Annotated in this window: 19 protein-coding genes; 13 read left to right on the forward strand and 6 right to left on the reverse strand. The window is 70.7% G+C overall.

Annotated elements, in window-relative coordinates; genetic code table 11:
- Nucleotides 1-137: 137 nt before the first annotated feature.
- The 4 genes from MYF83_RS30490 to pdhA form a co-directional block, all read right to left on the reverse strand.
- On the reverse strand, nucleotides 138-275 hold the full coding sequence (locus MYF83_RS30490; protein ID WP_248964195.1) for a putative ATP-grasp target RiPP: 138 nt from the start codon (nucleotides 273-275) through the stop codon (nucleotides 138-140).
- Nucleotides 276-535: 260 nt separating this feature from the next.
- Nucleotides 536-1,996 carry a dihydrolipoamide acetyltransferase family protein gene (locus tag MYF83_RS30495; protein WP_248964196.1) on the reverse strand — a complete coding sequence of 487 codons (1,461 nt, stop codon included), beginning with the start codon at nucleotides 1,994-1,996 and terminating at the stop codon, nucleotides 536-538.
- 8 nt (nucleotides 1,997-2,004) lie between these two features.
- The gene (locus MYF83_RS30500) at nucleotides 2,005-2,979 is read right to left on the reverse strand and encodes an alpha-ketoacid dehydrogenase subunit beta (RefSeq protein ID WP_248964197.1); all 975 of its coding nucleotides are present in this window, start codon (nucleotides 2,977-2,979) and stop codon (nucleotides 2,005-2,007) included.
- Nucleotides 2,976-4,076, reverse strand: a complete 1,101-nt coding sequence (pdhA, locus tag MYF83_RS30505; RefSeq protein ID WP_248964198.1) for a pyruvate dehydrogenase (acetyl-transferring) E1 component subunit alpha — start codon at nucleotides 4,074-4,076, stop codon at nucleotides 2,976-2,978. The genes MYF83_RS30500 and pdhA overlap by 4 nt, the downstream gene beginning before the upstream one ends.
- A gap of 316 nt (nucleotides 4,077-4,392) precedes the next feature.
- On the opposite strand from pdhA, the gene purS reads away from it, so the two are divergent.
- From purS to MYF83_RS30540, 7 genes are all read left to right on the forward strand, one after another.
- Entirely contained in the window at nucleotides 4,393-4,641 is a 249-nt protein-coding gene (gene purS / locus MYF83_RS30510; RefSeq protein ID WP_248964199.1) for a phosphoribosylformylglycinamidine synthase subunit PurS, read from the forward strand.
- Between the two features lie 209 nt (nucleotides 4,642-4,850).
- Nucleotides 4,851-5,252, forward strand: a complete 402-nt coding sequence (locus MYF83_RS30515; protein ID WP_248964200.1) for an ATP-binding protein — start codon at nucleotides 4,851-4,853, stop codon at nucleotides 5,250-5,252.
- A 235-nt stretch (nucleotides 5,253-5,487) separates the two neighbouring features.
- Entirely contained in the window at nucleotides 5,488-6,171 is a 684-nt protein-coding gene (gene purQ, locus MYF83_RS30520) for a phosphoribosylformylglycinamidine synthase subunit PurQ (protein WP_248964201.1), read from the forward strand.
- Between the two features lie 8 nt (nucleotides 6,172-6,179).
- On the forward strand, nucleotides 6,180-8,474 hold the full coding sequence (purL, locus tag MYF83_RS30525; RefSeq protein WP_372500286.1) for a phosphoribosylformylglycinamidine synthase subunit PurL: 2,295 nt from the start codon (nucleotides 6,180-6,182) through the stop codon (nucleotides 8,472-8,474).
- A 348-nt stretch (nucleotides 8,475-8,822) separates the two neighbouring features.
- A complete protein-coding gene (locus tag MYF83_RS30530; RefSeq protein ID WP_248964203.1) occupies nucleotides 8,823-10,988 on the forward strand; it encodes an adenylate/guanylate cyclase domain-containing protein in 2,166 nt (721 codons plus the stop codon).
- Between the two features lie 108 nt (nucleotides 10,989-11,096).
- Nucleotides 11,097-11,771 (forward strand): Crp/Fnr family transcriptional regulator, encoded by a 675-nt coding sequence (locus MYF83_RS30535; protein WP_248964204.1) that lies wholly within the window; start codon nucleotides 11,097-11,099, stop codon nucleotides 11,769-11,771.
- Nucleotides 11,772-11,862: 91 nt separating this feature from the next.
- Nucleotides 11,863-13,350, forward strand: coding sequence for an MFS transporter (locus MYF83_RS30540; RefSeq protein ID WP_248964205.1), 1,488 nt, complete (start codon nucleotides 11,863-11,865; stop codon nucleotides 13,348-13,350).
- Here the strand turns inward: MYF83_RS30540 and MYF83_RS30545 are convergent.
- The gene (locus MYF83_RS30545) at nucleotides 13,347-14,015 is read right to left on the reverse strand and encodes a TetR family transcriptional regulator (protein WP_248964206.1); all 669 of its coding nucleotides are present in this window, start codon (nucleotides 14,013-14,015) and stop codon (nucleotides 13,347-13,349) included. The two genes, MYF83_RS30540 and MYF83_RS30545, sit on opposite strands and share 4 nt — an antisense overlap.
- 79 nt (nucleotides 14,016-14,094) lie before the next feature.
- Between MYF83_RS30545 and MYF83_RS30550 the strand changes: the two genes are divergently transcribed.
- The 4 genes from MYF83_RS30550 to MYF83_RS30565 all read left to right on the forward strand — a co-directional run bounded on the left by MYF83_RS30550 (nucleotide 14,095) and on the right by MYF83_RS30565 (nucleotide 17,742).
- Entirely contained in the window at nucleotides 14,095-15,522 is a 1,428-nt protein-coding gene (locus MYF83_RS30550; RefSeq protein ID WP_248964207.1) for an MFS transporter, read from the forward strand.
- Nucleotides 15,523-15,652: 130 nt separating this feature from the next.
- On the forward strand, nucleotides 15,653-16,738 hold the full coding sequence (locus MYF83_RS30555; RefSeq protein WP_248964208.1) for a L,D-transpeptidase: 1,086 nt from the start codon (nucleotides 15,653-15,655) through the stop codon (nucleotides 16,736-16,738).
- A 28-nt stretch (nucleotides 16,739-16,766) separates the two neighbouring features.
- The gene (locus MYF83_RS30560) at nucleotides 16,767-17,294 is read left to right on the forward strand and encodes a TetR/AcrR family transcriptional regulator (RefSeq protein WP_248964209.1); all 528 of its coding nucleotides are present in this window, start codon (nucleotides 16,767-16,769) and stop codon (nucleotides 17,292-17,294) included.
- A 7-nt stretch (nucleotides 17,295-17,301) separates the two neighbouring features.
- Nucleotides 17,302-17,742: a sterol carrier family protein gene (locus MYF83_RS30565; RefSeq protein ID WP_248964210.1), complete on the forward strand. Its 441-nt coding sequence runs from the start codon at nucleotides 17,302-17,304 to the stop codon at nucleotides 17,740-17,742.
- Nucleotides 17,743-17,834: 92 nt separating this feature from the next.
- Here the strand turns inward: MYF83_RS30565 and MYF83_RS30570 are convergent, their stop codons facing one another.
- Complete coding sequence (locus tag MYF83_RS30570; RefSeq protein WP_248964211.1) at nucleotides 17,835-18,404, reverse strand: DUF4190 domain-containing protein; 570 nt, start codon at nucleotides 18,402-18,404, stop codon at nucleotides 17,835-17,837.
- Between the two features lie 201 nt (nucleotides 18,405-18,605).
- Here MYF83_RS30570 and purF point away from each other — a divergent pair, with 201 nt between their 5' ends.
- The gene (gene purF, locus MYF83_RS30575) at nucleotides 18,606-20,042 is read left to right on the forward strand and encodes an amidophosphoribosyltransferase (protein ID WP_248964212.1); all 1,437 of its coding nucleotides are present in this window, start codon (nucleotides 18,606-18,608) and stop codon (nucleotides 20,040-20,042) included.
- Nucleotides 20,043-20,094: 52 nt separating this feature from the next.
- Nucleotides 20,095-21,123, forward strand: coding sequence for a phosphoribosylformylglycinamidine cyclo-ligase (gene purM / locus MYF83_RS30580; RefSeq protein WP_248964213.1), 1,029 nt, complete (start codon nucleotides 20,095-20,097; stop codon nucleotides 21,121-21,123).
- Nucleotides 21,124-21,152 lie beyond the last annotated feature (29 nt).

Below are 21,152 nucleotides of genomic sequence, written 5' to 3' on the forward strand. Positions count from 1 at the left end.
GGTCTCCGGGCACCGTGTGCGACCGGGACCCCGGCCGGGCTCCGCGATGAAGCCCGGCCGGTCCACGACGTCCTTGTGACGTCGTGTCCCTCTCAGCGCGGAGCCGGCAGGCCCCGCTCAGCCGCGGTCCGGCTGGATCAGTTGTTCACCCACTCGGCGGGCTTGCCGCCGATGGTCCAGCTCACCGACCAGCGGCCGCCGGCCACGTCGCCGAGCTCGGCGTCGGTCAGCTCGGCACCGTCGATGGCAAGGTCGTTCAGCATGATCTTCGACATCTCGTTTTTCCCTCCCGCCGCTCGCGCGGCGAAATCTCGTTCCCCTGGTGTCCCCCCGGGGATCCGTCGTGCTTGTGATGACGAAGTTAGGCAGCCCGACTTGGATCACACTTGTTGATGACTGTGGGCATGACTTGCGGCCAACTTGAGAAGCCTCTGAGCTGCGGGAACATCGCGAGAACAGCTCTGAAGAAGCCGAAAGGGGCCGGAGGGGAGCCCTTCACGGCCCCTCTCCGCCCCCTCTCGCCCTCCTTGGAGGACTAGCTCCAGGCGAGCATGCGCAGCGGGTCCTGCAGCATCGCGCCCACGTCACGCAGCACGTACGAGCCCACCTCGCCGTCGACGATGCGGTGGTCGAACGACAGCGCGAGCGTGGTGACCTTGCGCGGCACGATCTGGCCGTCCACGACCCACGGCAGGTCGCGCACCTGGCCGAACGCGAGGATCGCCGCCTCACCGGGGTTCAGGATCGGCGTGCCCGCGTCCACGCCGAAGACGCCCACGTTGGTGATCGTGATGGTGCCGCCTGTCAGGTCCGCGGGGGTGCACCGTCCCGACCGGGCCTTCTCGGTCAGCTCGCCCAGCGCCCTGGCGAGCTCGGGGAGCGGCAGCGCCTGCGCCTCCTTGACGTTCGGCACGATGAGCCCGCGCTGCGTGGCCGCGGCGATGCCGAGGTTCACATAGCGCTTCACCACGATCTCCTCGCCCGTCCAGGTCGAGTTGATCAGCGGATACCGCCGGACGGCCGTGATCAGCGCCTTGGCGACGAGCAGCAGCGGCGACACCTTGACCTCGGCGAAGTCCGGCAGCTCGCGCAGCCGCCGCACGGCGTCCATGGTGGCGGTCACGTCGACCTGGAGCCACTCGGTCACGTGCGGGGCGGTGAAGGCCGAGGCGACCATGGCCGCGGCCGTCGCCTTCCGCACCCCCTTGACCGGGATGCGCTCCTCCCTCTCGCTCCCGGCGTACTCGCCGTATCCGGCGTATCCGATCGCCGGCGTGACCGCGGGCGCGGTGGCCCCCTCGGCGGCCGCGTGGACGTCGTCCCGCGTGATGGAGCCGTTCGGCCCGGTGCCGGTGATCGAGGTCAGGTCCACGCCGAGATCCCTGGCCAGCTTGCGCACCGGCGGCTTGGCCAGCACGGCGACCCCTTGGCGCGACGCCGCGGCAGGGCCGGCCGGCTCGCGGACGGCGGCCGGCTCGGCGGGGGCGACGGTCCGCTCGGCGCCCGTCCCCGCGTACGCGCCCGCCGTGGCGGGCGCGCCCGGGGCCGAGGGCGCCGGGCTCTTGCGGGGACGGCGGGTCGTGGCCCCCGGCTTGACGCCGTACCCGACCAGCACCGGCGTGCGGACCGGCTTCGCCTCGCCTCCTTCGGCGGGCGGCGCGGGGACCATGTCGTCGGCCGGCGCCGTCTGCCGGCCCGCGGGAGCGCCGGTACCCGAGACCGCGGCCGGGGCGCCACCGGAGGGCGGCGGGCCCTCCTCGCCGGTCTCGACGGCGATGATCGGCTTGCCGACGTCGACGGTCTCGCCTTCGGCGGCCATCAGCGCGCCGACCACGCCCTCGAACGGGCAGGGCAGCTCGACGACGGCCTTGGCGGTCTCGATCTCGACGATCGTCTGGTTGATCACCACCTTGTCGCCGGCCGAGACGTGCCACTTGATGATCTCCGCCTCGGTCAGCCCTTCGCCGACGTCGGGGAGCTTGAACTCTCTCAGCACAGCCCCTCCTAGAAGGCGAACGTACGGTCGACCGCGTCCAGGACCCGGTCGAGGTCGGGCAGGTAGTGGTCCTCCAGCCGCGACGGGGGATAGGGCGTCGAGAAGCCGCCGGCGCGCAGCACGGGCGCCTCGAGGCTGTAGAAGCACGCCTCGGTGATGCGGGCGGCGAGCTCGGCGCCGAGCCCCGAGAAGACGGGCGCCTCGTGGGCGACCACGCACCGGCCGGTCCTGCGGACCGACTCGAAGACCATCTCGGTGTCCAGCGGGTTGAGCGACCGCAGGTCGATGACCTCCAGCGAGCGGCCGTCCTGCTCGACGGCGGCGGCGGCCTCCAGGCAGGTCTTGACCATCGGGCCGTAGGTGAGCACGGTCACGTCGGTGCCCGGGCGCACGATCTGGGCGCGGTCGAACGCCAGCGGGGCCGCGCCGCGCTCGACCTCGGCCTTGTCCCAGTAACGACGCTTGGGCTCGAAGAAGATGACCGGGTCGTCGCAGCGGATGGCCTGCTGGATCATGTGATAGCCGTCCACCGGGTTCGAGCAGGCCACGACCCGCAGCCCGCCCGTGTGGGTGAAGTAGGCCTCGGGCGACTCGCTGTGGTGCTCGACCGCGCCGATGCCGCCGCCGCAGGGGATGCGCACGACGACGGGGAGCTTGATCTTGCCGAGCGAGCGCAGCGGCATCTTGGCGAGCTGGGTGATGATCTGGTCGGCGGCCGGGAACACGAACCCGTCGAACTGGATCTCGCACACCGGCCGGTAGCCGCGCAGTGCGAGCCCGATGGCGGTGCCGATGATGCCGGACTCGGCGAGCGGGGTGTCGATGACGCGGCTCTCGCCGAAGTCCTTCTGGAGCCCGTCGGTGACGCGGAACACCCCGCCGAGCTTGCCGACGTCCTCTCCCATGATGAGGACCTTGGAGTCGTCCTCCATGGCGGTGCGCAGGCCCTCGTTGATCGCCTTGGCGAGCGTGAGCGTGGTCATCGCTCGCCTCCCTCGAAGCTCGCGAGGTAGGCGGCGTACTGCTCGCGCTCTTCGGTCAGCAGGGCGTGCGGCTCGGAGTACACGTGCTCGAAGATCTCCAACGGGTGGGGATCGGGCATCTCCAGACACCGTTTGCGCACGTCACGGCCGAGATCGGCGGCCTCGGCCTCGATGGAGTCGAAGAAGTCCTGGTCGGCGAGCTGGTTTTTGAACATGTAGGCCTTGACGCGCTCGATGGGGTCCTTGAGCTTCCAGGCCTCCAGCTCGCCCGCCACGCGGTAGCGAGTCGGGTCGTCGGAGGTGGTGTGGGCGCCCATGCGGTAGGTGAAGGCCTCGATCAGCGTCGGGCCCTGCCCCTCGCGCGCGTTCTTGAGTGCCTGGCGGGTGACGGCGAGGCAGGCGAACACGTCGTTGCCGTCCACCCGGATGCCGGGGAAGCCGAAACCGCTGGCCCGGCGGTACAGGGGGATCCTCGACTGCTTCTCGAGCGGCTCGGAGATGGCCCACTGGTTGTTCTGGCAGAAGAACACCACGGGGGCGTTGAACACCGACGCCCAGATGAAGGACTCGTTGACGTCGCCCTGGGAGGTGGCGCCGTCGCCGAAGTAGACGATCGTCGCGGCGTCGGCGCCGTCGCGCTGGATGCCCATCGCGTAGCCGACGGCGTGCAGGGTCTGGCTGCCGATCACGATCGTGTAGAGGTGGAAGTTGTGCTCGGCGGGGTCCCAGCCTCCGTGGTTGACGCCGCGGAAGAGCCCGAGCAGGTTGACCGGGTCGACTCCGCGGCACCAGGCGACGCCGTGCTCGCGGTAGGTCGGGAAGGCCATGTCGGCGTCGGTCAGTGCGCGTCCAGATCCGATCTGGGCGGCCTCCTGGCCGAGCAGTGATGCCCAGATGCCGAGTTCGCCCTGTCGCTGGAGTGCCACGGCCTCCATGTCGACGCGCCGCACGAGGACCAGGTCGCGGTAGAGACCGCGCACCTCCTCCGGCGTCAGGTCGATGTCATAGGCGGGATGCTCCACCCGCTCACCCTCGGGGGTCAGCAGCTGTACGAGCTCGGGGGGTGCCTCGGCACCACGAGAGGCGTCGAATGTCACGTGCCGCTCCTGTGCGTTCAGGGCCACGCTGATGGGATCACCATCTTTCGGCCGGTTAACACGCATTAGTACCTTCTGGTGGTGGTACCTCAGCGTTTGGGGACATCGTGGCAGACATCACAGGCCGCTGCGCAAGACCGGACACCCTCTTATCCACACTTCTCCCGTTCCCGATGCGTCCCATCGCACACCCGCCCGGCACCCCAGGTGCGAGGGCGGGGCGGGGACGGCCGGCCGGGCCGCCACCGTTAGGCTGGTGGCGCCGGAAAGCATGCCGGTCCCCGCGAGGGCCGGCGGCACGATACAGGAGGACCACGTGGCACGCGTCATCGTCGACGTCATGCTCAAGCCGGAGATCCTCGATCCGCAGGGGCAGGCGATCGCCAGGGCGCTCCCCCGGCTCGGCTTCTCCGGCATCAGCGAGATACGGCAGGGCAAGAGGTTCGAGGTCGAGATCGAGGGTCCCGCCGACGAGGCCGCCCTCGCGGACGTCCGCAAGATGGCCGAGACCCTTCTCGCCAACACGGTGATCGAGGATTACTCTGTGCGCGTCGAGGCACAGTAGGACCCCTCCTGCCCGCCCCAACTCTTCGCAAACCACGCAAAAGGGAATCTTGGTCGGACCAGAAAGCAAGCGTCTGACCAACACTAAATAACAACAGCGTGATTCTGCGGTTAGCCCTGATTCTCCGGGGAACCTCCCCAACGTGACTTTCGGCGCCACGGAGGGGTCCGGTGGATATTGAGTTCTCGTTGGCCTTGCCAAGGGATGCCATGGGCATCCCGATGGTCCGGCGGGTTCTGGGTGACACCCTTCGCTGCATCGGCGTCACCGAGGACTGCGTGTCCGACATGCTCCTGGCCACCTCCGAGGCCTGCGCGAACGCCGTGCGGCACGGCGGTCCCGCCAAGCGCTACGCGGTGATGGCCGCCATCGGCGGGGGCCGGTGCGAGCTTCGCGTCGTCGACGGCGGCCTCGGGCTCGGGGCGATCCCGCGGCAGTATCCCTCCGGGGACACCGAGCACGGGCGCGGCATCCTGATCATGCAGTCGGTCGTCGACGAGCTCTCCTTCGACATCACCCCCGGCAGCGGCACCACGGTCTGCCTCCGCAAGGAGCTCGACTGGGACGAGGAGTTCCTCGCCAACCACGACCGCGAGCTGGCCGCGGTCTGATCCCCCTCCCGCTCCCGCCCGGGCTCGCGCGGTTCCCCTCCTTCGCCTGGTCGCGCGGTTCTCCTTCCCGCCGTGGTCCCATCCCCGCCCGCCTCCGCGCCGTGGTCGCGCTCACGCCCCCTGCCGCGGTCTCGGTCTCGTGTGGGTAACAGGTAGCCTGGATGTACCCGCCGCAGGCCGCCGTCGATGAGTCAGACGCCGGCGCGGCGCTCGCATGTGGAGGGGTACGAGAGCCATGAGTGCTGCCCGTGTGGGCGTGGTCACTTTTCCCGGAACTCTTGACGATCAGGACGCGGCACGAGCCGTCAGGCATGCGGGTGGAGAGGCGGTCCCCCTGTGGCACGCCGACCGCGACCTGAAGGGCGTCGACGCCGTCTTCCTGCCCGGCGGGTTCTCCTACGGTGACTACCTTCGCTGCGGGGCCATCTCCCGCTTCGCGCCGCTGATGGAGGAGCTGATCCCGGCGGCGCGCGCCGGGCTGCCCGTGCTCGGCACCTGCAACGGCTTCCAGATCCTCTGCGAGGCCCACCTGCTGCCGGGCGCGCTCACCCGCAACGAGGGTCTCCACTACGTCTGCCGCGACCAGCGCATCCTCGTGGAGAACGCCGCGACGGCCTGGACGGGCGACTACACCCCCGGCCAGGAGATCCTGCTGCCCGTGAAGCACGGCGAGGGCCGTTACGTCGCCGACACGGCGACGATCGGCGCGCTCGAGAGCGGCGGCCAGATCGTCTTCCGTTACCTCGGCGGCAACCCGAACGGCTCGATGAACGACATCGCGGGCATCAGCAACGAGGCCGGCAACGTCGTCGGCCTGATGCCCCACCCCGAGCACGCCGTCGAGGAGCTGACCGGCGCCCCGAGCGTGGACGGCCGCGGCTTCTTCACCTCGATCCTGAAGAGATTCGTGAACCTGTGACCAAGGCCATGGGCGAAGCCGATGCGAGTAGGGCGCGAGGAGAACACATGATCGACTCAGTCACGCGGGCCACCGAGACTCCGGACGAGCCGCAGCCGTACGCCGAGCTCGGCATGAAGGCCGACGAGTACGAGCGCGTCCGCGCGATCCTCGGGCGGCGGCCGACGTCGTCCGAGCTCGCCATCTACTCGGTCATGTGGAGCGAGCACTGCTCCTACAAGTCCTCCAAGGTGCACCTGCGCCAGTTCGGCACCAAGGCCCCCAAGTCCGACGCACTGCTGGTCGGCATGGGGGAGAACGCCGGTGTGGTCGACATCGGCGACGGCTGGGCGGCCACCTTCAAGATCGAGTCGCACAACCATCCCTCGTACGTCGAGCCCCACCAGGGCGCGGCCACCGGCGTCGGCGGCATCGTCCGCGACATCATGTCGATGGGCGCGCGGCCGGTGGCGGTCATGGACGCCCTGCGCTTCGGCGCGCTGGACGCTCCGGACACCAGGCGGGTGCTCCCAGGGGTCGTCGAGGGCATCAGCTCCTACGGCAACTGCCTCGGCCTGCCCAACATCGGCGGCGAGCTGGCCTTCGACCCGTGCTACATCGGCAACCCGCTGGTGAACGCGCTGTGCGTCGGGCTGCTGCGCAAGGACCAGATCAAGCTGGCCACCGCGCCCGGCCCGGGGAACAAGGTCGTGCTGTTCGGCGCGCGCACCGGCCCCGACGGCATCGGCGGCGCCTCGGTGCTCGCCTCGGCGACGTTCGAGGACGAGTCGCACGCCAAGCGCCCGGCCGTCCAGGTCGGCGACCCGTTCATGGAGAAGCTCCTCATCGAGTGCTGCCTGGAGCTCTTCGAGGCCGACGTGGTGGTCGGCATCCAGGACCTCGGCGCGGCCGGGGTGTCCTGCGCGACGACCGAGCTGGCGGCCAAGGGCACCGGCGGCATGCGCGTCGACCTCGGCCTCGTCCCGCTCCGCGACCCCTCGCTCCTCCCCGAGGAGATCCTGATGAGCGAGTCGCAGGAGCGCATGATGGCCGTCGTGACGCCGGAGGACATCGACGCGTTCATGGCGATCTGCGCCAGGTGGGACGTCCCCGCCACGGTGATCGGCGAGGTGACCGACACCGGGCGGCTGGTGATGACCTGGAAGGGCGACGTCATCGTCGACATCCCGCCGGGCACCGCGGCCGACGAGGGCCCGGTGTACGAGCGGCCGTTCCACGAGCCCGAGGCCCAGGCCGCGCTCAACGCCGACGACCCCGTCCGGCTCGCGCGTCCCGACGACCTGCGGGCGACGCTGCTCACGCTGCTCGGGTCGTCGAACCTCGCCTCCAAGGAGTGGGTCACCTCCCAGTACGACCGTTACGTCCGCGGCAACACCGTGCTCGCCATGCCGGCCGACGCCGGCGTGCTGCGCATCGGCGAGGTGATGCCCGGGGCGGAGGAGACCGACCGCGGCATCGCGCTGGCCACCGACGGCAACGGCCGCTACGCGCGGCTCGACCCCTACGCCGGGGCGCAGCTCGCGCTGGCCGAGGCGTACCGCAACGTGGCGGTCACCGGGGCGCGCCCGCTGGCCGTGACCAACTGCCTGAACTTCGGCTCCCCTGAGGACCCCGAGGTGATGTGGCAGTTCGCCGAGGCCGTGCGCGGCCTCGCGGACGCCTGCAAGACGCTGGGCGTGCCGGTGACCGGCGGCAACGTGTCCTTCTACAACCAGACCGGCTCGACGCCGATCCACCCGACCCCGGTCGTGGGCGTGCTCGGCGTCCTGGACGACGTCCGCAAGCGCGTACCTCACGGTTTCACCGCCCCCGACCTGAAGATCGTGCTGCTGGGCGACACCCGTGACGAGTTCGGCGGCTCCGAGTGGGCGCACGTCGTCCACGGCCACCTCGGCGGCCTTCCCCCGGCGGCCGACCTGGAGGCCGAGCGCTCGCTGGGCGGCGTCCTGGTCGACGCGGCCGGCCGTGGCCTGATCGAGGGCTCGCACGACGTGTCCGACGGCGGCCTCGCGGTCGCCCTGGCCGAGGCGTGCCTGGCCCGCGGCGTGGGCGGCACGGTGGAGCTTCCCGGTCCCGATGCGTTCGTCGACCTGTTCAGCGAGTCCACGGCCCGGGTCCTGCTCGCCGTACGGCCCGAGTCCTACGACGCGCTCGCCGAGCTCTGCGCGCGGCGCGAGGTGCCCTATTACTGCCTCGGCATGACCGGGGGGCCGGCGCTGCGGGTGGAGGGCGTGCTGGAGGTCCCGGTGGAGGAGCTGCGCGCCGTCCACGAGGGGGCGCTTCCGGCCGTCTTCGGTTCCTGATCGGCCGTTCTGGACCGGCCGGCGTCTCGACCGGCCGGCTCCGGACGGGGGCAGGGCGGTGGACCCCCCACAAGATCCACCGCCTCCATGGCCTGAACCGGCCACCCAATATGGGATTAATAGGGCCAGGCACCGCCAAACTAATGGATGTTTCGGGCATTCCAGTACATAGCTGCGGCTCGTTTCGATCTCGATATTCCACCGGCCATCGTCACCGTTCGCCCGCTGCCTAACTGGAAGGGATAATCGGCAGGTTCGGGGGGAACTCGACTGGCTGATGCGGAGGCGACCGTGCCGTCGAATGATCACACGCGCCCACTACGCAGGCCCGTTCCGGGGGCGGCTTCCATGCCGGTACCCGGCGGGGCCGCCGGAACGGAGGCGGACCCCGCGGCACGGCCGGCCGCCGGTCCGGGATCCGGCGCCGACCTGCGATCCGCCACCGCCACCGCCCTCGAACCGGCCGCAGGTGAGGGCACGGGCGAAGGCGGCGGGCTCTCGCCGTACCTGCCTCCGGCGACGCACCCCGTGCGGGGCATCGTGTGGGCGATCCACATCGCGGTGCCGCTGATCGGCCTCTGGCTGCTCGTCGCCTATCCCAAGCAGCTGAACTTCCGGTGGGAGCACCCGCCGAGCCACTTCTGGCTGATCGTCGGGGTGGCGGGCGTCAACGTCGTCCTCGGCGTGCTGATCAGCCAGGCCGCCACACGGCACAAGGACGCACGGCTGCTCCTCGTCTCGCTGGTCTTCCTGAGCAGCGCGGGATTCTTCCTGCTGCACGGCCTGGCCACGCCGACGATCATCCTGGAGCACGGAAGCTACGGCTTCGACATCGGCCAGCCGGTCGGGCTGGCCGTCGCGGCGGTGCTGGCCTTCGCCTCCTCGCTGCCCCTCGGTGAACGGGCCGCGGCGGCCGTGCTCGCCCGCGCCGACCTGCTGCGGGCCGCTCTCGTGCTCGTCCTGGTGGCGTGGGGGTGGGCCTCCCTGGTGGAGGGCCTCACACCGCTGAGCGACCCGCCCCCGCCCGGCGGGGCCACCATCGGCGTCTTCTCCTGGATCGGCGCGGCCCTGTACGCCCTGTCCGCGGCGCTGATGTTCCGCATCCACCGCCGCCGCCCCTCGGCGATGATCGTGAGCCTGGTGACGGCGTACGCCCTGCTCGGCGAGGCCATGGTGGCCGGGTTCTTCCGGCCCAACTGGGTGCTGTCGTGGTGGGAGTGGCACCTGCTGCTGACGACGGCCTTCGTGTTCGTCGCCTACAGCGCCTACATCCAGTTCCGGCGGGAGGGGTCCAGCCAGGGCCTGTTCGACTCGGTGACGCTCGCCGCGACCGTCCGCCGCATCCAGGCGCAGTACGACGAGGCGCTGGAGGAGCTGGTCGGCCACCTGCGGCGCATGGGCGAGAGCGGCGCCGCCTCCCGGGCGCCGGTCGCGCTGCGGCTGGCCGGCAAGTTCCGGCTGAACGAGGGCCAGGCCGCCGTCCTGGACCGGGCGGGCCAGGCCCTCGCCGCCGAGCGCGAGTTGTCCCTGCGGCTGGGCGCGCTGGTCGAAGTCGGCCGTCAAGCCCGCGTGAGCCTGGGGGAGGACAGGCTGCTCGCCGGGGCGCTCGAACGCGTCCGCGAGGCCTACGGGGACGTGCGTATCGGCCTGTTGTCGCACGGCGCCATCAGGCTGGGCGACCGCGCGTACGGCCTGGACGAATTCAAGGCCACCGAGACGATCAGCGGTGACGGGCGGGTGATCCACCCGCTCACCGTCAAGGGAGTGGTCGCCGGGGCGCTGGAGGTGCCCGTGGGCACCACCCGCCAGGACGAGGCGCTGGCCGCCACCCTGGCGAGCCAGCTGTCGATCGCGCTGGAGAACGCACGGCTGTACCGCGAGCTGGAGACGCTGTTCCGGCAGTACATGTCGCCCGATGTGGCCGCCTCGCTGCTCGCCGACCCCGACCAGGCGGCGCTGGGCGGCTCCCTGGTAGAGCTGACCGCCCTGTTCGCCGACCTGAAGGGGTTCACCTCGTTCTCCGAGCGGGTGTCACCGGGCGAGATCGTGGAGATGCTGAACCGCTACCACACCGCGGCGGTGCCGTGCATCCTGCGGCACGGCGGCACGATCGTGCAGTTCGTCGGGGACGCGCTGCTGGCGCTGTTCAACGCCCCGGCCGCGCAGGAGATGCACGCGACCCAGGCGGCCAGGGCGGCCCTCGCGATGCAGGCCGCGGCCGAGGAGATCGCCGCCGGCAACCCCGGCTACCCGCGGTTCCGCATCGGCATCAACACCGGCCTGGCCCTGGTGGGCAACATCGGCAGCCCCGAGCTGCGCGGGTTCAACGCGATGGGCGACGCCGTGAACGTGGCGTCGCGCCTTGAGTCGATGGCCGAGCCCGGCACGGTCGTCATCGGCGCCACCACCCGCGAGCAGATCGGCGCCGCCGCGAAGGTGCGGTCGCTGGGCGCGCTCAGCCTCAAGGGCAAGGAGCAGAGCGTGGCGGCGTTCGTGCTCACCGCGCTGGACTGACGCCGGTAAAAGGACGCGAATCCCCGGCATGTGTACCGGGAGAACGACCGGGCCCAAGGCGCGGCCGGGTGGACATAATCGAGCGTTGCCCCTCAATCTGGAGGAACGATGACGTCTTCGTCAGCCCCCGAGCCGGGAGAGTTCCTGGCCCTGCTCACGAACGACGAGATCACCGAGCTGTGCGCCAGCGGCCGCAGGAAGCGGTGGGAACGCGGCACCACCGTGATGACGGAGGGCGACACCTCCGAGTGGGTGCTCGTGCTGACCTCCGGACGGGTCAAGGTCTCCTCGCACACCGCCGGAGGGACCGAGGTCGTGCTGGCCATCCGGGGCCCTGGAGCGCTCCTCGGCGAGATGTCGTTCATCAGCGGGGAGCCTCGTTCGGGCACGGTCACCGCGCTGGAGCCCATCGAGGGTGTCGTGGTCCGCGACTTCTCGGGCTTCCTGCACGACCACGGCCGGGTCGCCGTCCTGCTGCTTCAGCTCGTCGTCGGCAGGCTGCGCGACTCCGACCGCAAGCGGGTCGAGTACGGCGCGTTCGACACGACCGGCCGGGTGGCCACCCGGCTGGTGGAGCTGGCGGAGCGCTTCGGCGAGCCGACCAACGGCGGGGTCAGGGTGGCGCTGCCGCTCTCCCAGGACGAGCTGGCCGGGTGGACTGGCGCCTCCCGCGAGGCGGTCAGCAAGGCGCTGCGCTCGCTGCGCGACCGGGGACTGATCGAGACGGGCCGGCGTCGCGTGATCATCTACGACCTGGACGGCCTGCGCAAACGGGCCCGCTGACCGGACGGTCTTCCCGGCCGCGCCCCTTAGGCGGATCTTCCACCCCGCACCACCGACAAACCGGACGTACGGCGTACGTCAGACTAGGGGCATGGTCGCCCACCCCCTCCAGCAGGCCACGACCCTTCTCCCCGGAACCCCCGAATACGCGAAGAGGCTGCGCTACGCCTGGCGCGTCTGCTCGGTCACCAGCCTCGGACTCGTCCTCATCGGCGTCAACGCGAGCACCCTCAACGTGGCCCTGCCGTCGGTGGTGCGCCATTTCCAGGCCGGCGCGTTCGCCTCCTCCTGGATCCTGCTGTCGTACCTGCTGATCAACACGGCGACGCTCGTATTCTTCGGGCGGGTGGCGGACCTGCTGGGGCGGCGCGAGATCTACCTGATCGGGTTCGCGCTCTTCACCGTCTGCTCGCTGCTCGCCGGATTCTCCCCAAACGTCGGCCTGCTGATCGCCATGCGGGCGCTGCAGGCGCTCGGCGCGGCGATGATCCTCGCCAACGGCACGGTCATCATCACCGACGCCTTCCCGCCCGACCGGCTCAGCCAGGGCATGGGCGTGTACATCGGCACGCTGTCGGTGGCCCAGCTCGCCGGGCCGACCCTGGGCGGCCTGATCGCCGACACCGCCGGCTGGCAGTGGGTGTTCTGGCTGAACGTCCCGCCCGGGGTGATCGCGCTGATCTGGGGGTGGACGACCCTGCGGAAGGTGCCGGCCGGGCCCCGTACGCCGGTCGACGCGGCCGGGAACCTCATCGTCTTCGCCGCGCTGACCGCCGCGCTCATCGCCCTGTCCGAGGCCGGTTCGCGCGGGCTGTCCAGCCCGGTCGTGATCGCCGGCGGGCTGATCTTCGTGGTCCTGGTCCCGCTGCTCGTCGTGGTCGAGCGGCGCGCGTCCCACCCGGTGCTGGACCTGCGCCTGTTCGGCGAGCGCATGCTGACCTTCGCCAACCTCGCCTCCTTCTGCACCGCCCTGTCCCGGTCGGCCCTGGTCCTGCTGATCGCGCTGTACTTCCAGGCGGCGCGGGGCATCGACGCGTTCACCGCGGCGCTGGCCGTACTGCCCGTCCCCATCGGCATGGCGCTCGCCTCGCCCATCGCGGGCACCCTCGGCCGCCGGATCTCGCCCTACGCCCTGTCCATCGGCGGCTGCGCGCTCAACTTCGCCGGGCTGCTGAGCCTGATGCTCTCGACCGGTACCACCACTCCGTACTGGATCATCGCGATCGGGCTGTTCCTCGCCGGGTGCGGCAACGGGACCTTCCTCACCGGCAACACGACGCAGGTGATGAGCGCGCTGCCGCCGGGGAGCCTCGGCGTGGTGAACGGCTTCCGGCTCATGATCATGAATGTCGGCATCGTGCTCAGCGTCGCCACGACCCTCACCGTGCTGAGCAGCGCCGTCTCTCCCGAGCTGCGCGACCTGGTGTACGCCGGCACGCTCTCGCGCCTGTCCCCTGTGGCGGTCGAGCAGCTGATGTCCGGGTTCGAGCGGACCTACCTCGTGCTCGCGTCGGTCGCGCTCGCGGGCGTCCTCGCCGCGGCCTGCGCCCGTCCCCGCCGCCGGCCCTCCCGGCCCTAGGACGAAGGGCGGGCGGCCAGCGTCTCGATGCCGGCCAGCAGCAGGTCGACGCCGAAGGTGAAGTACCCCTCGACGTCCGGCGGCTCGGCGAGCGTCGCACCGTACTCGACCATGTGCGGGTAGCGGTCGCGCGGCAGTGACTCCAGCTTGAGCCTGCGCTGCCGCCGGGCCTCGGCCTCCTCGGCGTCCAACGGGCGGCGCGAGCACGCGGGCCGCCCCTTGACCAGGGCGATCGTGCCGTTGAGCAGGTAGGACGAGATCTGGAAGCCCTCGCGCAACGTGAACCCCGCCGCGGTCAGCACGTCGAGTGTCGCCTCGGTGGCCCGCTTGAAGCTCTCGAGCTCGTGCTTGTCCTCCACCTCGGTCAGCAGGTCGGGCACGCACGGGTATTCGCGCATGACCCGCACCAGCGCCTCCACCATCACCCGCAGCCGCCGGTGCCAGAGATCGCCTGGAGAGACGTCGGCGGTCACGCGGGAGAGCACATGCTCCGCCAGCGCCGACATCAGCTCTTCCTTGTTCTTGAAGTGCCAGTAGAGGGCCATCGGGGTGACGCCCAGGCTGCCCGCGAGCCGCCGGATCGTCACCGCGCCCACGCCGTCGTCGTTGGCCAGCGTCAGGGCGTGCTCGACGACGGTCTCACGGGTCAGCTTCTCTTGGGCCACTTGACAACTATACGCCGTACAAGGTCTGCTGTACGACGTACATGTACGACGTACAAGTACATCGTAGAGGAGGACTTTCGTGAATCGTCGATGGTGGGCACTCGTAGCGGTCTCGCTGGCCACTTTCATGACTTATCTCGACAACAACGTCGTCAACGTGGCGCTCCCGACCATCCAGCGGGACCTTGGCCTGACGATCTCCGGCCTGGAATGGATCGTCAGCGGCTACATGCTGGTGTTCGCCGGACTGCTCATGGTGGGCGGCCGGCTCGCGGACCTGTTCGGGCAGCGGCGCGTCTTCCTGATCGGCCTCGTCCTGTTCACGCTGGCCTCCGCCGCGGCCGGCCTTTCCGGGGACGGCACGACGCTGATCCTCAGCCGGGCGGCACAGGGCCTCGGAGCCGCGCTGCTGGCCCCCACGGCGCTGTCCCTGATCCCGCTGACCTTCCCCGACGCGCGGGAGCGAGGGATCGCCGTGGGAGTGTGGAGCGCGATCGGCGCCCTCGCCCTCGCCCTCGGCCCGCTGGCCGGCGGCCTCATCAGCGAGAACTGGCACTGGGGCTGGATCTACCTCATCAACGTCCCGATCGGCGCCGTGACCTTCGCCCTCGGCGCGTGGGCCATCGGCCGATCCGGCACCCCGGCGCGGCGACGGCTCGACCTGCCCGGCCTGGTGACCTCGACGCTCGCGCTGTTCGCGCTGACGTACGCGCTCATCGAGGGCGAGAGCGAGGGCTGGACCTCCGGAGCGATCGCGTTCGCGTTCGCGCTGGCGGCGGCCGCGGCCGTGACCTTCGTGCTGTGGGAGTCACGCGCCGAGGAGCCGATGATGGAGCTGTCGCTGTTCCGGGAGCGGGTCTTCAGCGGCGGCATGCTGGCCATGGGGCTGTGGTCGTTCGGGGTCTTCGGCATCTACTTCTTCACCGCGCTGTGGCTGCAGAACGTCCTCGGCTTCTCCCCCACGGAGGCCGGCGCCGCCTTCGTCCCGATGGCGCTGCTCATGGCCGGGCTCGCCGTCTTCGCCCCGCGGATCGCCGCGCGCTTCGGAACCGGCCCGACCGTCGCCACGGGCCTCGGCCTGATGGCCGGGTCGATGATCGCGATGTCGTCCATCGGTGAGCACGGCACCTACGCCGGCCTCTTCCCGTGGCTGATGCTGTACGGCCTGGGCGCGGGCCTGCTGGTCCCGCTCACGAACGCCATCCTCGGCGCGCTTCCGGCCGGGCGCGCGGGCCTGGCGTCGGGGGTGCTCAACGTCTCCCGCCAGGTGTTCGGCCTGCTGGGCGTCACCGTGCTCGGCACCGTCCTGAGCGCCCGGCAGGGCACCGCCGCCAGGGCCGGGGCGGGTCCGATCACGGCGTTCCTGGACGGGTACCAGCTCGCGCTGATCGTCGCGGGGATCATCGTGGCGATCGGAGTGCCGGTCGGCCTGCTGTCCCTGCGGACCCGGCCCGCGGACACCGGAGTCACCCCGGAGCGATCGACGGTGCCCGAGCCGGTCGCCTGAGAACCGGGGACAAGGCATCGTTATTTGATCGTTAGGCCCCATCGCGCACAAAACAGCCTGCTCAGATGTCTCACATATGGAACGCATTCGGACCAACATCCGAGCGAAGCACGTATATGAGGAGTAGACCGTGAACCCCCTGAAGCGGACGGCCCCCGCGTTGCTGGCCCTCGTCGCCCTTGCCACCGCGGCCGGCTGCTCGTCGGACGCGCGCGCGGCACAGCCCGCGCCAGGCGGGGTCACGGCCGGGACGGACGCTCAGCCCCAGGCCACGGCGGGCAGCCCGTCCCCGGCCGCGACGAGGACCCAGACCCAGACCCAGGCCAGAGGCGCCACCAGCGCCCTCCGGCCGCTCAAGGCCCCCCTGCGCATCGCCGACATCACACCGATGGGCGACAAGAAGGAGAAGATCGGCGTCGGCTCGCCGATCATCGTCACCTTCGACCAGGCCGTGAAGAACCGCACGGCGGTCGAGTCCGTGCTCGAGGTGCGGCCCGACAGGCCGGTCGAGGGCGCCTGGCGCTGGATCTCCGAGCGCAAGGTCGTGTACCGCACCAAGACCTACTGGCACCCGCACCAGAAGGTGCGCTTCTACGCGCGACTCAGCCAGATCCCCGGCAACGAGAGCGTGAAGGACACCGGCCGGCGCTTCGCGATCGGCGCCTCCAACATCGCGGTGGTCGACACCAAGAAGCACGTGATGAAGGTGCGGCGCGACGGCAAGCTCGTCAAGACCATCCCGATCAGCGCCGGCCGCGGCGGCCTGGTCAGGAACGGCACGGACGTCTACCTCACCACCAGCGGCGTCCACCTCGCCATGGACAAGAAGCCGGTGGAGACCATGACCTCGGGGTGGATGGGCGTCACCGACCCCAAGGACCCGCTGTACTACAAGCTGGAGATCCCCTGGGCGGTGCGCATCTCCGACAGCGGCGAGTACGTCCACCAGAGCGCGGGCGACTACCAGTTCCTCGGCAAGTCCAACCAGAGCCACGGCTGCGTGCGCGCCACCCCGGCCGGCGCCAAGTGGTTCTACACCATCGCCCAGCGCGGCGACGTCGTGCAGGTCACCGGGACCAAGCGTAAGCTCGACTGGCGCAACGGCTGGAGTTTCTGGCAGCTGAGCTGGAACCAGTGGAAGAAGGGCAGCGCCCTCCCCACGGCCACTCCGACTCCGACTCCGACTCCGACCACCATCGACGACGACCAGAGCTGAACCGGCCGACCCCCTGGAGGACGTCTCCATGCCGTCGCACTCCGCCCCCGCGGCCCTCGCGCCCGATGGCGCCATCAAGAGGCACCGCACCGCGGACGCCACCGTCACGGTCACCGTGGACGGAGTGCCACCGGCCGGCCAGGAGGTGGTCGTCGCGCAGCGGCAGCACAGGTTCCTGTTCGGCTGCGCCGTCCAGGCCATCCCCATGGCGGAAGGCGATCCGGACGCCGGGGAGCTCATCGAGCGGCTGCTGGAAACGCTCGGCGTCAAGCTGAGCGGGCTGCCGCCGACCTCGCTGGCGATGATGCGGTCGATGCTCACCCATCCCGAGGCGGCCTCCTCCGCCCGAGCCGCGCTGGGCGGGCAGATCGACCAGATCGGCGCGGCACTCCCCGGCGACGACGCCCGCCTGCGCGCCGCGCTGGTGACCTCGGTCATGATCGGCGTCACCATCGGCCACCAGCTGCTCGACCTCGACCCGCTGCGCGACGCCCCTCGCGAGGAGATCGAACGGCTGATGCGTCCCTGCCTGCTCGCCCTCCTGCACCCGGCATGATGGACTCGTGGCCGCTCGCAAGATTGACCTGGAAAGGGCACGCGCCGCGCTGGACTCCCAGCTGACCGAGCTCGGGGAGCATCCCTACGACGGCCCGGCGCACGGCGCGCCGGACGCCGCCGTCGATGTGGTGCTGCGGGTCTACGACAGAGGGCTGCGCCCCGAACGCGACATCGCGCGCCTTGCCGTACGGCACCTCCTGGAGCGCCTGGCCGAGAAGGCGCCAGGGCGGACGGTCGAGGTGCGCGTGCCGCCGTACGCGGCGGTGCAGTGCGTGGCCGGCCCGAGGCACACCCGCGGCACTCCGCCCAACGTCGTCGAGACCGACCCGCGCACCTGGCTGGAGCTCGCCACCGGGCGGCGCACCTGGCAGGACGCGATGGAGGCCGGCAAGATCAGCGCGAGCGGCGCCCGCGCGGACCTGTCCGACCACCTGCCCCTGCGCTGAGCCGCCCGGTCACGGCGCTTACTGGCAGGGGCTCTGCACGCCGATCATCCCGCGCTCACCGGGACGGTTGCTCGATGCCGGTCACCCGGCGCTCACCGGGCTGGGTGCTGGATGTCGGCGCTCAGCCTCTGCTCGACGCAGTGCTGTACCTCGGGCTGCGTCGGCAGGTTGAAGCACTCGCTGAAGTTGCTCACGAACCACAGGAAGCCGATCACGGCGAGCACCATCGTGAGCACGCTCAGCACGATGCCGATGATCGCACGCCCTCTGTTGTTGTTCTTGACCACGGCGATGATCCCGACCACCAGGCCGGCGATCGCCGTGAGCACGCCGACGCCGCACAGGAGCAGCAGGAACAGGCTGACGATGCCGAGCACCAGCGCCGCCGTGCCGAGCCCCCCACCGCGCCGCCCGGCGCCCGGCGGCTCCTGCCCGTAGGGAGAGGGTCCCCCGTAGGGCGGCGGGCCGTACGGAGGAGTACCGCCCGGAGGAGTGCCGTACGGCGGCTGCCCACCCGGAGGAGTCCCGCCTGGCGGCTGCTCGCCGTACGGCGGCTGGCCACCCGGAGGGGTGCCGTACGGCGGCTGACCACCCGGAGGGGTCCCGCCCGGCGGTGGGGCGCCCCACGACGGAGAGTTGTTCGGATCGCCAGGTGTCGTCACGGTGTGCTCTTTCGACCTGTATGGGCATGCCGGAACCCCCACTCTCCCCCGATCTCCCTTCCCAGCACGGGGCCGACACGGCAAAACGACGGGGATCTTTGCCCCATGGCGCGCACAGAAAGCCCGCCGAGGAGCGCCGGAGACCGACCTGACCTGACCCGGATTACCAGGCAACGAGACGTCCAACTTAGACTGAAGCACGTGCTAAAGGGCGACGGCCGGCTCGGCCATGACCTTGACCCCCGTGACCGCGCGCCGCAAGACGCCTGTGGTGTCTTCGGCGTATGGGCGCCAGGGGAGGACGTCTCCAAACTCACCTACTACGGCTTGTACGCGTTGCAACATCGCGGGCAGGAGTCCGCGGGCATCGCGGTAAGCGAAGGCAGCAGGATCCTCGTCTACAAGGACATGGGCCTGGTGGCGCAGGTATTCGATGAGTCGGTGCTGGGCACGCTACGTGGCCACCTGGCGATCGGGCACTGCCGCTACTCCACGACAGGATCCAGCGTATGGGAGAACGCCCAGCCGACCCTCAGCTCCACCGACGGGGGCGGCCTCGCGCTCGCCCACAACGGCAACCTCATCAACACCCCTGAGCTGGCCATGCGTCTGCCGACCGGCGTGATCAGGGCCACCACCGACACCGAGGTGCTCACCTCGCTGCTCGCGCACGATCGCACCAAGTCCATCGAGGACGCGGCCGCGGAGCTGCTTCCGCAGGTCAAGGGGGCCTACTCCCTGGTCTTCATGGACGAGAAGACCCTGTACGCCGCCCGTGACCCGCAGGGCATCCGCCCGATGGTCCTCGGCCGCCTGGAGCGCGGATGGGTGGTCGCCTCCGAGACGGCCGCCCTCGACATCGTGGGCGCGAGCTTCGTCCGCGAGGTCGAGCCGGGAGAGCTGCTGACGATCGACGAGCAGGGGGTGCGCTCGCGCCGGTTCGCGCTGGCCGAGCCCAAGGGCTGCCTGTTCGAGTACGTCTACCTCGCCCGCCCCGACACCACCATCGCGGGGCGCGGCGTCCAGGCGACGCGGGTGGAGGTGGGCCGCAGGCTCGCCAGGGAGCACCCCGTGGAGGCCGACCTGGTCATCCCGACCCCCGAGTCGGGCACGCCGGCCGCCATCGGCTACGCCGAGGAGAGCGGCATCCCCTACGGGCAGGGGCTGGTCAAGAACTCCTACGTCGGCCGCACGTTCATCCAGCCGTCGCAGACGATCCGCCAGCTCGGCATCCGGCTCAAGCTGAACCCCCTCCGGGAGGTCATCGCGGGCAAGCGCCTGGTGGTGGTGGACGACTCGATCGTGCGCGGCAACACCCAGCGGGCGATCGTCAAGATGCTGCGCGAGGCGGGCGCCGTCGAGGTGCACGTGCGCATCTCCTCGCCGCCGGTGGCCTGGCCGTGCTTCTACGGCATCGACTTCGCCACCAAGGCCGAGCTGATCGCCGGATCGAAGTCCGTGGAGGAGATCTGCGCGTCCCTCGGCGCCGACTCGCTGGGGTTCATCTCCCTCGAGGGCCTGACCGACGCGACGACGCTGCCCGCCGAGCGACTGTGCCGCGCCTGCTTCGACGGCAAGTACCCGATCCCGATCGACCGTGACAACGTCGGCAAGTTCGTGCTCGAGGCCAAGGCGTGACGGCGTGCAGCCGGAGCCGCCTGAGGGTCCAGGGGCCGGCGAAGGAGGTCCCATGACCAGCTATGCCGCGGCGGGCGTCGACATCAAGGCCGGCGACCGCGCGGTCGAGCTGATGAAGTCACGGGTCGCCCGCTCGCGGCGGCCCGAGGTGGTGGACGACGCCAGCGGCTTCGCGGGGCTGTTCGACGCCTCGGCGCTGCTGCGCTTCAAGCGCCCCCTGCTGGCGACCTCGACCGACGGCGTGGGCACCAAGGTCATGATCGCCCAGGCGCTCGGCAGGCACGACACGATCGGCATCGATCTGGTCGGCATGGTCGTCGACGACCTGGTGGTGTGCGGGGCCGAGCCGCTGTTCATGACCGACTACATCGCCTGCGGCAAGGTGGTCCCCGAGCGCGTCGCCGACATCGTGGGCGGGGTCGCCGAGGGTTGCCGCCTCGCGGGCTGTGCCCTGGTGGGCGGCGAGACCGCCGAGCATCCTGGGGCGATGGGGGCCGACGAGTACGACCTCGCGGGCGCCGGCACCGGCGTCGTGGAGGCTTCGGAGCTCCTCGGGCCCGACCGCGTGCGGCCGGGTGACGTGGTCTTGGGCCTGTCGTCGTCCGGAGTGCACTCCAACGGCTACTCGCTGGTCCGGCACGTCGTCCGCACGGCGGGTCTCACGCTGGAGGCGTCCCTTCCCGAGCTCGATCGCACGCTCGGCGAGGAGCTGCTGGAACCCACCCGCATCTACTCGCTCGGCTGCCTGGAGCTGACCCGCTCGGTGGAGGTCCACGCCTTCGCCCACATCACCGGCGGCGGGCTCGCGGCCAACCTGGCCCGCTCGCTGCCCGCCTCCGTGGACGCGGTGCTCGACCGCTCGTCGTGGACGCCTCAGCCGATCTTCGAGGTGATCTCGGGGTACGGCAAGGTGCCGCAGGAGGAGATGGACCGCACGTTCAACCTCGGCGTCGGCATGTGCGCGATCGTGCCGGCGGAGGCGGCCGACGCCGCCTTGAGCACGCTGCGTGACCGCGACCAGCATGCCTGGGTTCTCGGGGAGATCGTCCCGGGGACGGGCGAGACCCGCTTCACCGCCTGACCGTCACCGCGCGCCCCGGTGCCCTCATG

Origin of the sequence: Sphaerisporangium perillae (genome assembly GCF_023276435.1) — a bacterium.
GTDB classification, from domain to species: Bacteria; Actinomycetota; Actinomycetes; order Streptosporangiales; family Streptosporangiaceae; genus Sphaerisporangium; species Sphaerisporangium perillae.

Coding starts and splice junctions, on each gene's coding strand:
- MYF83_RS30530 (WP_248964203.1), top strand. CDS start 8,823: ATGCCGGTACCCGGCGGGGCCGCCGGAACGGAGGCGGACCCCGCGGCA.
- MYF83_RS30535 (WP_248964204.1), top strand. CDS start 11,097: ATGACGTCTTCGTCAGCCCCCGAGCCGGGAGAGTTCCTGGCCCTGCTC.
- purQ (WP_248964201.1), top strand. CDS start 5,488: ATGAGTGCTGCCCGTGTGGGCGTGGTCACTTTTCCCGGAACTCTTGAC.
- purL (WP_372500286.1), top strand. CDS start 6,180: ATGGGCGAAGCCGATGCGAGTAGGGCGCGAGGAGAACACATGATCGAC.
- MYF83_RS30515 (WP_248964200.1), top strand. CDS start 4,851: ATGGGCATCCCGATGGTCCGGCGGGTTCTGGGTGACACCCTTCGCTGC.
- MYF83_RS30540 (WP_248964205.1), top strand. CDS start 11,863: ATGGTCGCCCACCCCCTCCAGCAGGCCACGACCCTTCTCCCCGGAACC.
- purM (WP_248964213.1), top strand. CDS start 20,095: ATGACCAGCTATGCCGCGGCGGGCGTCGACATCAAGGCCGGCGACCGC.
- MYF83_RS30560 (WP_248964209.1), top strand. CDS start 16,767: ATGCCGTCGCACTCCGCCCCCGCGGCCCTCGCGCCCGATGGCGCCATC.
- MYF83_RS30500 (WP_248964197.1), bottom strand. CDS start 2,979: ATGACCACGCTCACGCTCGCCAAGGCGATCAACGAGGGCCTGCGCACC.
- MYF83_RS30490 (WP_248964195.1), bottom strand. CDS start 275: ATGTCGAAGATCATGCTGAACGACCTTGCCATCGACGGTGCCGAGCTG.